This window comes from Mycobacterium sp. 1165196.3 (genome assembly GCF_001673415.1).
Lineage (GTDB): Bacteria > Actinomycetota > Actinomycetes > Mycobacteriales > Mycobacteriaceae > Mycobacterium > Mycobacterium europaeum_A.
The window spans coordinates 1-12,312 of the sequence record NZ_LZLU01000161.1 but is presented as its reverse complement, the minus strand read 5'-3'; the positions used below and the strand labels follow the sequence as shown (position 1 = coordinate 12,312).

Annotated in this window: 11 protein-coding genes and 1 pseudogene; 3 read left to right on the top strand and 9 right to left on the bottom strand. The window is 66.7% G+C overall.

From position 1 onward, the window contains the following. Positions 1-184: 184 nt before the first annotated feature. The 9 genes and pseudogenes from dnaB to A5659_RS17210 all read right to left on the bottom strand — a co-directional run bounded on the left by dnaB (position 185) and on the right by A5659_RS17210 (position 9,349). Entirely contained in the window at positions 185-1,561 is a 1,377-nt protein-coding gene (gene dnaB / locus A5659_RS17250; RefSeq protein ID WP_007771724.1) for a replicative DNA helicase, read from the bottom strand. A gap of 530 nt (positions 1,562-2,091) precedes the next feature. Next, positions 2,092-2,550, bottom strand: coding sequence for a 50S ribosomal protein L9 (gene rplI / locus A5659_RS17245; RefSeq protein WP_066873329.1), 459 nt, complete (start codon positions 2,548-2,550; stop codon positions 2,092-2,094). A 30-nt stretch (positions 2,551-2,580) separates the two neighbouring features. Beyond that, complete coding sequence (rpsR, locus tag A5659_RS17240; RefSeq protein WP_003874730.1) at positions 2,581-2,835, bottom strand: 30S ribosomal protein S18; 255 nt, start codon at positions 2,833-2,835, stop codon at positions 2,581-2,583. A 43-nt stretch (positions 2,836-2,878) separates the two neighbouring features. After that, complete coding sequence (locus A5659_RS17235) at positions 2,879-3,400, bottom strand: single-stranded DNA-binding protein (RefSeq protein ID WP_067022504.1); 522 nt, start codon at positions 3,398-3,400, stop codon at positions 2,879-2,881. 102 nt (positions 3,401-3,502) lie between these two features. Beyond that, positions 3,503-3,793: a 30S ribosomal protein S6 gene (gene rpsF / locus A5659_RS17230; RefSeq protein WP_007771721.1), complete on the bottom strand. Its 291-nt coding sequence runs from the start codon at positions 3,791-3,793 to the stop codon at positions 3,503-3,505. A 133-nt stretch (positions 3,794-3,926) separates the two neighbouring features. Further along, positions 3,927-4,568: a DJ-1/PfpI family protein gene (locus A5659_RS17225; protein WP_067022506.1), complete on the bottom strand. Its 642-nt coding sequence runs from the start codon at positions 4,566-4,568 to the stop codon at positions 3,927-3,929. Between the two features lie 52 nt (positions 4,569-4,620). Next, positions 4,621-6,276, bottom strand: coding sequence for a glycosyltransferase family 87 protein (locus A5659_RS17220; protein WP_067182833.1), 1,656 nt, complete (start codon positions 6,274-6,276; stop codon positions 4,621-4,623). After that, positions 6,273-8,922: pseudogene (locus tag A5659_RS17215) on the bottom strand (transglycosylase domain-containing protein). Before A5659_RS17215 ends, A5659_RS17220 begins: the two are co-directional and overlap by 4 nt. After that, the gene (locus A5659_RS17210; protein WP_064883320.1) at positions 8,915-9,349 is read right to left on the bottom strand and encodes a DUF5318 family protein; all 435 of its coding nucleotides are present in this window, start codon (positions 9,347-9,349) and stop codon (positions 8,915-8,917) included. The pseudogene A5659_RS17215 and the gene A5659_RS17210 overlap by 8 nt, the downstream one beginning before the upstream one ends. A gap of 121 nt (positions 9,350-9,470) precedes the next feature. Between A5659_RS17210 and A5659_RS17205 the strand changes: the two genes are divergently transcribed. The 3 genes from A5659_RS17205 (at position 9,471) to A5659_RS17195 (ending at position 12,213) form a co-directional block, all read left to right on the top strand. Then, positions 9,471-10,349: a DUF1707 domain-containing protein gene (locus A5659_RS17205; protein ID WP_066878858.1), complete on the top strand. Its 879-nt coding sequence runs from the start codon at positions 9,471-9,473 to the stop codon at positions 10,347-10,349. Positions 10,350-10,507: 158 nt separating this feature from the next. Beyond that, positions 10,508-11,050: a PadR family transcriptional regulator gene (locus A5659_RS17200; protein ID WP_066861963.1), complete on the top strand. Its 543-nt coding sequence runs from the start codon at positions 10,508-10,510 to the stop codon at positions 11,048-11,050. A 56-nt stretch (positions 11,051-11,106) separates the two neighbouring features. Continuing rightward, positions 11,107-12,213: an inositol-3-phosphate synthase gene (locus A5659_RS17195; protein WP_066861679.1), complete on the top strand. Its 1,107-nt coding sequence runs from the start codon at positions 11,107-11,109 to the stop codon at positions 12,211-12,213. Positions 12,214-12,312 lie beyond the last annotated feature (99 nt).

The window sequence follows — 12,312 nt, the reverse complement described above, 5'->3', positions numbered from 1 at the left end:
CCCACTACTAAAGGGGGCGACTTGGCGTAGGGCCGAGGAAACCTCGCCCCCGATCTCGTCGCCGAAGACCGCAACGGATGACGATTGCTGCGAATTTCACGCGCCTGTCTCACGCAGCGCTGCACAGGTGCAGCCGAACGTGAGGAGCTGCAGTCGAAGCTCAGAACCTACAAGAGTTACCGGATCACCGCGCCATGTTGGTGAACCGCGACAAGTGCAGCTGGTGCGCGACGGTCACCGTCTTGGTGGGGCCGTTGCGGTGCTTGGCGAGAATGAAATCCGCCTCTCCCCCGCGCGGGTCGTCGCGCTCGAACGCGTCGGGCCGGTTCAGCAGGATCACCATGTCCGCATCCTGCTCGAGCGATCCCGACTCACGAAGGTCCGACAACATCGGCTTCTTGTCGGTGCGCTGTTCGGGACCGCGGTTGAGCTGGCTGATCGCAACGACCGGCACCTCGAGTTCCTTGGCCAAAAGCTTGAGATGACGCGAGAATTCGGACACCTCGAGTTGCCGCGACTCGACCTTCTTGCCGGACGACATCAGTTGCAGATAATCGACCACGACCAGACGCAGGTCGGATTTCTGCCGCAGCCGGCGCGCCTTGGCCCGGATCTCCATCATCGTCAGGTTCGGCGAGTCGTCGATATACAGTGGCGCCTCGCTGATTTCGCTCATCCGCCGCGCCAGCCGCGTCCAGTCTTCGTCGCTCATGCGGCCCGACCGCATGTCGGCGAGCTTGATCTTCGCCTCCGCTGACAGCAGCCGCATGACGATCTCGGACTTGCTCATCTCCAGCGAGAAGATCACGCTGGCCATGCGGTGCTTGATCGAGCACGACCGCAGAAAATCCAATCCAAGGGTGCTTTTGCCCACTCCAGGTCGAGCCGCCACGATGATCATCTGCCCGGCATGCAGGCCGTTGGTCACCTCGTCGAGCTCGGTGAAACCGGTCGGCACGCCGCGCGCGACGCCACCGTTGGAGGCGATGGCGTCGATCTCGTCCATCGTCGGCTGCAGCAGATCCTCGAGTGGAACGAAATCCTCCGACGTCCGCCGCTCGGCGACCTCATAGATCTCTGCCTGTGCGCGGTCGACCACCTCGGCCACGTCGGCTCCTTCGGCGCCCGCGTAGCCGTATTGCACCACCCGGGTGCCCGCCTCCACGAGCCGCCGCAGGAGCGCCTTCTCGGCCACGATGGTCGCGTAGTAACTCGCGTTGGCCGCTGTCGGTACCGTCGAGATCAGCGTGTGCAGATACGGCGCCCCGCCGATCCGCCGCAGCAGGTTGCGGCGGTCCAGCTCCGCGGCGACGGTCACCGCGTCGGCCGGCTCGCCCCGGCCGTAGAGGTCCAAGATCGCGTCGTAGACGTTCTGGTGGGCGGGGCGGTAGAAGTCGCCGGGCCGTAGCCGTTCGAGCACGTCGGCGATGGCGTCCTTGCTCAGCAGCATGCCGCCCAGCACCGCCTGCTCGGCCGCCAGGTCCTGCGGTGGCTGGCGCCCGAAGTCTTCGCTAGGCGGCGAAGAATCCATGCCCGACGCCAAGTCATCGACGACCGCCACGGATTCCCTCCTCCCCGGATTCACGCACCCGAACATACATTCGATAATCGATCGTGAGCGTAAGTCAAGGTGCTGACAATTGCGCCTCATGGCACCCGCACGCCCGGCGCCGGGACGACGTTAAACGTTGCTGACTAGGACGCAAAGGGGGTGCTGTTTATGAAGCTGTGCATCGTGTGTGCATATCCGTCGACACCTGTGTTGAGCGGGGTGTGGAGAACCTGTGGATTAATGCAAAGGGCTGGGACATCGGTGCAGATACCGGCCATACAACGCCATTGAATTCGTGTGGACAAGAATCTCTCCGGCGTGTCGTCGCAGGTTACTGCCCCGGGCGTGTTGGCTTTCCGCCACATTTTCCCAGCGTTACGGGCTGGTAAAGCGCGCTGCCCGAATACACCCCAGAAATAGTTCGCCAGGGAGCACGTCCGCGACGCTGGCTACCAAGGGGCGCGCCGCTGCCCGCAGCACAACGAAGCCCGGCGGCGGCCGATCATGGCCACCGCCGGGTACGAGCAAACGTCGGGTGCTTAGCTCTGCGCGACGACCTCGAGCGCGACTTCCACGTCGACCTCGGGGTGCAGGTGCACCGCCACCGGGTGGGTCCCGACGGCCTTGATGTGCGACTTGGGCAGCCGCACGATCCGCTTGTCCAGGTTGGGGCCGCCGGCCTTCTTGATGGCGGCGACGACATCGCTGGCGGTCACCGAGCCGAACAGCTTGCCGGAATCCGCCGCGGTCTTCACCGGCAGCGAGACCGGGCCGAGCGCCTCGATCGCCGTCTTGAGTTCGTTGGCGTGCCCGAGGTCGCGCACCGCCTTGGTTTCCCGCGCGCGGCGGATATCGTCGGCCTGCTTCTGCGCGCCGCGCGAGGCCACGATGGCCAGGCCGCGCGGGAGCAGGAAGTTGCGGCCGTAACCGTCCTTGACCTCGACCGTGTCGCCGACGGCACCAAGATGGTCGACGTCAGCCGTCAGAATCAGCTTCATCGTTTCGTACTTTCGGTAGGCCCTCGGCGGCTATCGCGCCGAGGAGGTGAAGGGCAGCAGCGCCACCTCGCGGGCATTCTTCACCGCGATGGCGATGTCACGCTGGTGCTGCACACAGTTGCCGGTGACGCGACGCGCACGGATCTTGCCGCGCTCGCTGATGTAAGTACGCAGCAGCGCGGTGTCCTTGTAATCGATCGCTTGATCCTTCTTGGCGCAGAAGACACATTTGCGTGCCTTGACCGGCTTTTCCGGAGCCGGCCGCCGCTTGTTGGACTTGGCCATGTCTGTTTTTCTTTCCGTTCTCTATTACTGAAGTTTTCTCGAATCAGAAGGGCGGTTCGTCGTCTCCGCCACCGAACGAGCCCGATGCGGGCGCGCTGCCCCACGGGTCGTCAGCGGGAGCGCTGCTCGCCGGCGCCGACTGCTGGCGTGATCCGCCGCCGCCGCCACCACCGCCGAAGCCACCGCCGCCACCACCGCTGCGGCTGGCCTTGTTGACCTTGGCCGTGGCGTACCGCAGCGAGGGGCCGATCTCGTCGACCTCCACCTCGACGACGGTGCGCTTCTCGCCCTCACGGGTCTCGAAAGAGCGTTGCTTGAGCCGGCCCGTGACGATCACCCGGGCACCACGCGTCAGGCTTTCCGCGACATTCTCGGCGGCTTCCCGCCAGATGTTGCATCGCAGGAACAGCGCCTCACCGTCTTTCCATTCCCCGCTCTGCCGGTCATAGATCCGGGGGGTCGACGCCACCGTGAAGTTGGCGACGGCGGCACCCGACGGCGTGAACCGCAATTCGGGGTCGGCGGTCAGGTTTCCGACAACGGTGATAGTGGTGTCACCAGCCACAAGTTCCTCCTCGTTCCGCCCTGCTACTCGCTTCCGCGACGGTGGTCCTCGCTGAGCCTACGCAAGTCCACCGACGGTGGGCCCGCGACGCGACCACTGCTGTTAGTGCTTGTCGGTGCGCATCACCTTGGTGCGCAGTACCGACTCGTTGAGGCTCAGCTGGCGGTCGAGCTCGGATACCGTCGCCGGCTCGGCCTTCAGGTCGACGACGACGTAGATGCCTTCGGCGTGCTTGGCGATCTCGTAGGCCAGCCGGCGGCGGCCCCAGATGTCGACCTTGTCGACGGATCCACCATCCTTGCGGACGACGTTGAGGAACGTCTCCAAGGACGGGGCAACGGTGCGCTCGTCGAGCGTGGGGTCAAGAATGACCATGATTTCGTATGGACGCATGGAAACCTCACCACCTCCTCTGGTCTCAAGCGGCCACGGACGATCCGTGGCAGGAGGGTCGCCTGCGTCGGCAACCGCATCAGGCTACCGGATACGGGGCTGACCAGAAAAATCCGGACAGTCGGGCAACCCGCTATCGCCGGGCGGCCAAGTATTCGTCGGCCCTGGCCACCGTCGCGGGGTCGGCCTTGGCGAGCGCGCCCGAGTCGAACGGCGGCTGCGGATCGTATTCGATCAGCAGCTGAGCGGCCCGTGCGGCCTCGCGATCGACGACCAGTTCCACCAGACGTAGCGCCATGTCGATGCCGGAGGAGACCCCCGCGGCGGTGATGATCCGCTGCGGCAGGTGCTCAACGACTCGTTGCGGCACGTAGCGGGCGCCCAAGCCGTTGAGGAGGTCGGCGGCCCGCCAATGCGTGGTGGCCGTGAGCCCGTCCAGCAGGCCGGCCGCAGCGAGCAGCAGGGCACCGGTGCACACCGAGGTGGTGAACCGGGTGTTGGGGTGTACCGCTTGCAGCCAGGTCCGGATGGTCTCGTCGTGGATGAGCTGTCGGGTGCCGATGCCGCCGGGGAACACCACCACGTCGGGTGCGTCCACGTCGTCGAAGGTGGCGTCGCAGCTGACACCGAGCATGCCGTTCTCGGTCCGCACCTCACCGCGGTGGTGCCCGACGAACACGACGTCGATGGACGGGATGCGTTGCAGCACTTCGTATGGACCGACCGCGTCAAGAGCGGTGAATCGCGGGAAGACGGGGATGGCAACCTGCGTCATGGCGCCACTCCTTCGACCCCGGCTGCGCCGGGATCGTCGTCGTCGGCGCGGGTCACGGCGCCCCGCTCGCCACTGGGGCCTGCTCGTCGGCGTGCTCGGCTGCCGGGACGGCCGAGCGGCGCGACCCCGGCGGCCGCAGCCAGTCGGGCAACCAACCGAGCGGGTCGTCGGGTGCGCGGTCGAACGGTCCGCCCGCGGGATCGTCCACCCGCCCGCCCCACCGCACCAAATCCTCACCGGGCCGGTAGATCTGATGAATTACTAACGCGCACAACACGATAACCGCAATATCGCGGAGCAGCACGGTGGTAGTGAAGAACTGTTCGGGCAGGGAACGATTGGGGTTGCCGTACAGGTAATACATCCGCGGCACCCACACCAGCGCATCGACGGTCATCCACGCAAGCAGCAGCCGGCGATGCGGCAGGGCGAGCACCGCCAGCGGCACCAGCCACAGCGAGAACTGCGGGCTCCACACCTTGTTGGTCAGCAGGAACGCCGCGACCACCAAAAACGCCAGCTGCGCCACCCGTGGCCGTTGCGGGGCGGTCAACACGACGAATGCGATTGCCGCACAACAGGCCACGAACAGCACGGCGACCACGCTGTTGAGCACCGTCGGCGGCTGCCAGAATCCGAGTTTGGAATCGAACCCCCGCCACCCGGTGAACGACTTGATGACGTTGTACAACGAGTCCATGTCGTCGCCGCGCCGCGTGTTGAGCCGGAAGAACTCCGACCACCCGCGCGGAAAGAACACCAGCACCGGCAGATTCACCAACAGCCAGGTCACCCCGGCCGACACGGCGGTACGGACCCACGCGCGCAGCCGTCCGGTCCGGATTCCCAGCAGCAGCATGGGGCCCAAAAACAGCAACGGGTACAGCTTGGCCGCGGCGCCCAATCCGATCAGTACGCCCGCCAGCACCGGCTTTCGCCGCGCCCACGCCAGCAGGCCGGCCATCGCGAATGCTGTTGCCAGCGCGTCGAAATTGGTGAAGATCTGAAAAATCAGGATGGGCGAACCCGCCACCAAGGCGGCATCCCAGATCCGGCGCCCGGCCAGGCCCGCGCTCGCCCAGACGGTGGCCAGCCAGGCCAGCGCCAGCCCGAACGCGGCGATGTTGAAGAACATCACCACCTCGGCGACCACCGGCAGCGGGGCGAGTTTGCTCAACGCCGTGTAGGTCTTGGCCAGGGCCATCGACACGTACTGATAGATCCCGGTCAGCACCGGATACTCCATGTAGCGCACCGCAGGCCGGCCGTCGTAACGGATCTGCTGGGCGCCGGTGGAGTCGGTCTCGACCCAGCTCGACTTGTACGGAAACTTGCCCTGGCTCAGCAACTCTGCGCCGTAGAGCGGCACGGTGTCGGAGTAGCACAACTCGTAGTAGGCGCGTTGGTTGTCCCAGTTGGCCACCCGCTGATCGGCGGTGCCGGTACCGGTGCTTTGCAGACACGCGGCCTTCGTCGACCAACCCAACGCCAAGAAGACCAGCGCGATCAGGAACATCACCCGCAGCGGGGTCATCAGCCGGGAGCGGCCGATCAGCGCGTGCCGGCCCACCGGGCCACCGACGACGTCGGCGAGTGCGGCGCCCAGGAAATCGTTGCGACTCGGGCAATCTCGGTTGTCGGCGCTGCGCAGATCCGCGGCCAGCCGCTGCGGTGAAGTGGTGGCGCCGTGCTCCGCGGCGTCGGTCACGGTGGCGGCGCGGGTGCTTGGGGTCCACCCGGCGGGACGCCGCCACCCGGCGCGCCACCAAACGGCGCGCCACCAAACGGGCCCCCGGCCGGACCGCCCGGCTCGGGACCACCCGGCGGGCCACCGCCGGGTGCTGGTGGCGCCGCAGTGATCGTCGTGGGCGGGCCGACCGGGATGGTGATGCCGGGCGCCACTTCGATGGTGGGCTGAATGACGGTCTCCGACGGCGGCGGGGGTGGGGGCGGCGCGACGGGCACACCGGCATAGCCGCCGATCTCGGTCGGCTTGGGGAAGGACTCGTTGGAGGTGCCCTTGAGGGCGCCGTCCATGGTGGCCTTCCAGATGTCCGACGGCAGCCCCGAGCCGTAAACCGGTGCGCCCGAGGCGGTTACCAGCGGACTGTCGCCCTTGGCCGTGCCCACCCACACCGCGGTTGACAGCGACGGTGTGTAGCCGACCATCCAGGCGTCCTTGTTGGAGCTGGTGTCGCCGAGCTGGGTGGTGCCGGTCTTGGCGGCCGAGGGCCTACCGCCGGCCAGGGCGTGGCCGCGGGAATAGGCGGCGATCGGCGCCATGGCCGCGGTGACGTTGTCGGCGACGGCCTTGGGGATCCGCTGCTCGTCCTTATTGTCGGAGTTTGCCGCGTCGAAGAGGACCTGGCCGTCGGAGTTGACGACCTTCTGCACGAAGTGCGGGCGGTGATACACCCCGGAGGCCGCGAGCGTGGCATAGGCCGAGGCCATGTCGAACACCCGGGTTTGGTACTGGCCCAGCACGATCCCGTTGTTCGGTGGGCCGCCCTTGCCGTCCTCGGACAGGGTGTGGTCCACGCCGGGGAAGCTGGTCGCGACGCCGGCCTGGTGCGCGGCGTCGGCGACGGCCTGCGGCCCGCCCTTGAGCTTGAGCATCAGCCGGTAGTAGGACGTGTTCAACGACATCTTCAGCGCCTGGGCGAGGTTACAGGTCCCGCAGCTCTCGCCCTCGACGTTGGTGATCTTGATGCCATCGACCGTCAGCGGCGAGCTGTCGACCTGATAGCCCAGCCCGATGCCCTGCTCGAGCGCGGCCACCAGCGCGAACACCTTGAACGACGATCCCGTCTGCAGCCCGGCCTGAGCGAAGTCGAACCCGTTGGCGTCGGTGCCGCCGAAGTACGCACGGATGGCGCCGTCGTGCGGGTCGACCGAGACCGCGGCCGAACGCATATCGGGATCCTGGCCGTCGAGGTATTTCGACACCGCCTTCTCCGCGGCCTGCTGGGCCTTCGGATCGATGGTGGTGGTGACCTGCAGGCCCTGGGTGTTCAGGGTCCGCTCGTCGATGTTGAACAGCTCCATCAGCTCTTTGGTCACCTGACGCTCGATCAGCCCGTTGGGTCCGGTCGTCTGGTTCTGCGCGCGCGCCTGATCCGGCGGCACGGTCGGCGGGAACACCTGCGCGGAACGGTCATTGGACGACAGTGCCTTGGTTTCCACCATGCCGTCGAGCACCCACGCCCAGCGGGCCCGGGCGCCCTGCGGATCGACCGCCGGGTCGAGCGTGGACGGCCGCCGGATGAGCGCGGCCAGCAGCGCGCCCTCGGAGACCGTGAGCTGCTCGACGGGTTTGTTGAAGTAGGCCTTGGCGGCGGCCGAAATTCCGTAGGCGCCCCGGCCGAAGTAGATGATGTTCAGATAGGCCTGCAGGACATCGTCTTTCGACCACTCCCCGGACATCTTGGTGGCGATGACCAATTCCTTGGCCTTGCGCATCAGGCCGCTGACCCCGTGCTGAGCCGAACCCACCAGCGCGTTCTTCACGTACTGCTGGGTGATGGTCGACCCGCCCTGCAGGTCGCCGCTGCCGAAGAGGTTGTTGTTCACCGCGCGCACGAAACCGGCGAAATCGAACCCCGGGTTCGAGTAGAAGTTGCGGTCCTCGGCGGCGATCACCGCCTGGCGCACATGCACCGGAACTTGGCTGATGTTGACGTCGACCCGATTGCCTTCGGGCGGAATGATCTTGGCGATCTCCGAGCCGTCGCTGGCCAGGATGGTCGAAACCTGGTTGGTACGAAGGTCACCCGGCTTGGGAATGTCGACGATGAAGTACGCCATCGCGAACGTGACGATCGGCAAGAGCACCAGTACCGCCGCGCACAGGTAGGCCCCGCGCCGCACCCACAGCCAGTTGATCTGCTCGGTCCAGGCCCAGTCGCGCCACGGCGGGAGGGGTCGGCCGCCGGGACCGCCGGGTCCACCCGGGCGTCCGGGGTGCCGGGCCGACCCCACCGCCGAGGCCTGCCCGGTCTTGCCGGCCGGACGTCGGCCCCCGACTGTCCAGCGCCGCCTTGACCTCGTCGAGCGCGTCGCGGCGCAAGGGCGTGGACGGCGGGCCGGCCAGTGCGGCTTTGACTTCGTCTATCGGATCGGAGCGTCGGGGCGCCCGGTCGTCTTGCACGGGCGGCAGGATCGTGGTGAGTCGATCGTCCGGCGGAGCCTGCCGACGGCGGCTGATCGTCGGCGGCCCCTCCCGACGCTCACGATCCCGAGGGGCGTCCGGACGGCTGGGGCCCGGACGCTTGTCAGAACTCTGATTGCCTACATGCTCAGTCGATGGCCCACGTTGGTCACCGGAGGACTGGCTGTGGCGTCCTTCGTTATTCAATGGCCGTGCGGGCGTTGTTGCGCGCCGTCCGCGTGCGGCCGGTACCCCTGGGCGGAGGTGCCGTGCGCGCAGCGCCGAGCACGTAGGACTTGACGAGATGGTTCCAGCTGCAGGTCCGGCACACCTCCACCACGTGGACCGCGAATTCCTCGAACCGGGTTGCCAGCATCACCAATTCCTCGGCCGTGCGCGCCGAACCCGACACCGCACCCAGGTGTTCGCCGAACACCCACGACACCAGCGTCAGCTGCTCCTTGCGGCAGATCGGGCACATGACCTGGCTCGGTTTCCCGTGAAACTTGGCGGCGCGCAGCAGATACGGGTTCGCGTCGCAGACCTCGGAGACACCCGTCCGGCCCGAGTACACCTGGGCCAGCAGTGAGCGCCGCCGGAGCGCGTAATCCACCACTTGTCGCTGCAGTCGCACGCCCACCAGAGTACGTCGCCATCCCGAGCAGTGATACGCAACCGAAACCGTGGCGGTCGGGCCCGGGCACTCGACGGTGATTTCTGCGCCAAACCGACACCGGACTTCTACGATCATCCCCGTGGCGAAATGGCTCGGGGCACCGCTGGCCGGCGGGGTGACCACGACTACCCGCGCCAAGGACACCGATCGCCAAGACACCTGCACGGTCCTCGATGACGCGCTGGCCGACGGTGAGCTCTCCGCCGAGGAGCACCGGGAGAGGGTCAGCGCGGCCACCAAGGCGGTGACGTTGGGCGACTTGCGTGCCCTGGTGAGCGACCTGCAAACCAACTCCGGGCGGCAGTTGCCGGCGCTTGACTCGCGCCACAAGGTGCCCCAAGTCGGCGGGTGGGGAGTGCTGGCCGCCGCATTCGTCGTGTCCGTGCTGTTGGGCATGGGGATCGGGTGGGGCCTGTACGGCAACACCCGCTCGCCGCTGGACTTCACCGCCGACCCGGGAGCCAAGCCCGACGGAGTCAGCGCCGTGGTGTTGACGCCGCCCACCCAGCTGCACTCGGTCGGCGGGCTCACCGGACTGCTCGAACAGATGCGCAAACGATTCGGCGAGACCATGGGCTACCGGTTGGTGATCTACCCGACCTACGCGTCGCTGGACCGGCCGGACCCTTCGGACGACCGCCGGGTGCTGGCCTATACCTACCGCGGCGGCTGGGGCGATCCGACCAGCTCGGCCAAGAGTTCTTCGGACGGCCCAGTCCCGGTCGACCTGAGCAAGTTCGACGTCACGAAGACCGTCGGCATCATGCGCGGCGCCCCGCAGACGCTGCGCATGAAGCCCTCCGACGTGAAGACCACGTACTTGATCGTCGAGCCGGCAACCGACCCGACCACGCCGGGGGCCCTCACGCTGTCGCTGTATGTCTCCAGCGATTACGGCGGCGGCTACATCTCCTTCACCGGCGACGGCACCGTCAAGCAGATGAGCCTGCCGACGTAAAGACCGGTCCCCCCGGCGCACATTTCACACCCCTGCACTGTGACGAACTGCAAACCAACAGCCGGTGGTGTTGTGGCTAATATATCGAGACGATACGATTGCGCGAGGCGTCGGACCGTCGTAACCAGCCACGCAAAACTCTCAGGGAGGTGATTCGATTGCTGGAGCTTGCCATCCTCGGTCTCCTGATCGAATCGCCCATGCACGGCTACGAGTTGCGCAAACGGCTGACCGGTCTACTCGGCGCGTTCCGGGCGTTTTCCTACGGTTCGCTCTACCCGGCCCTGCGCCGCATGCAGGCCGACGGGTTGATCGCCGAGGACGCCGCCCCGGCCGGGACGCCGGTCCGGCGGGCCCGGCGCGTCTACCAGCTGACCGACGAAGGCCGCCGGCGCTTCGGTGAGCTGGTGGCCGACACCGGTCCCCACAACTACACCGACGACGGCTTCGGGGTACACCTGGCGTTCTTCAACCGGACTCCGGCAGAGGCGCGCATGCGCATTCTGGAAGGCCGCCGCCGTCAGGTCGAGGAACGGCGGGAAGGTCTGCGCGAAGCAGTTGCGCGGGCCAGTAGCTCGTTCGACCGCTACACCCGTCAGCTTCATCAATTGGGGCTCGAGTCCAGTGAGCGCGAAGTCAAATGGCTCAACGAGCTCATCGCTGCGGAGCGGGCGATGCCCGGCCTCTCCGAGCAAACGTAACCCCCTGCACGAACCCAGCATCCCAGTCAGAGGTCAGAGGTTAGGAGAACGCCCTTATGAGTGAGAACCAACCGCCGAAGGCGGCAGAAGCGCAGTCGGAGGTACGAGTCGCCATTGTCGGCGTCGGTAACTGCGCGTCTTCGCTGGTTCAGGGCGTGCAGTACTACTACGACGCCGACCCGAACAGCACCGTGCCCGGCTTGATGCACGTGAAGTTCGGCCAGTACCACGTCCGCGACGTGAAGTTCGTCGCCGCGTTCGACGTGGACGCCAAGAAGGTCGGCTTCGACCTGTCCGAGGCGATCTTCGCGTCGGAGAACAACACCATCAAGATCGCCGACGTGCCGCCCCTCAACGTGACGGTGCAGCGCGGCCCGACGCTGGACGGCATCGGCAAGTACTACGCCGACACCATCGAGGTCTCCGACGTCGAGGCAGTCGATGTGGTCCAGGCGCTGCGCGAGGCCAACGTCGACGTTTTGGTCTCCTACCTGCCGGTCGGCTCCGAAGAGGCCGACAAGTTCTACGCCCAGTGCGCCATCGACGCGGGCGTGGCGTTCGTCAACGCCCTGCCGGTGTTCATCGCCTCGGACCCGGTGTGGGCCAAGAAGTTCGCCGACGCCGGCGTGCCCATCGTCGGTGACGACATCAAGAGCCAGGTCGGCGCGACCATCACCCACCGCGTGATGGCCAAGCTGTTCGAAGACCGCGGCGTGCAGCTGGACCGCACCATGCAGCTCAACGTCGGCGGCAACATGGACTTCCTCAACATGCTCGAACGCGAGCGGCTGGAGTCCAAGAAGATCTCCAAGACGCAGGCCGTGACCTCCAACCTGCAGCGCGAGTTCAAGACCAAGGACGTGCACATCGGCCCCTCCGATCACGTCGGCTGGCTCGACGACCGCAAGTGGGCCTACGTGCGGCTGGAGGGCCGCGCCTTCGGCGACGTGCCGCTGAACCTCGAGTACAAACTCGAGGTCTGGGACTCGCCGAACTCTGCGGGCGTCATCATCGATGCGGTGCGTGCCGCCAAGATCGCCAAGGACCGCGGCATCGGCGGCCCGGTGATCCCGGCGTCGGCGTACCTGATGAAGAGCCCGCCGCAGCAGCTGCCCGACGACATCGCGCGCGCCCAGCTCGAAGAATTCATCATCGAGGGCTGAGCCCCTCCACGCACCACCGTGTCGCGAGCGTAACGCTGTGGCGGATTCTCGAGGTGAAAATCGCCGTGGCGTTACGCTCGCGACACGGTGGTGCGTGGA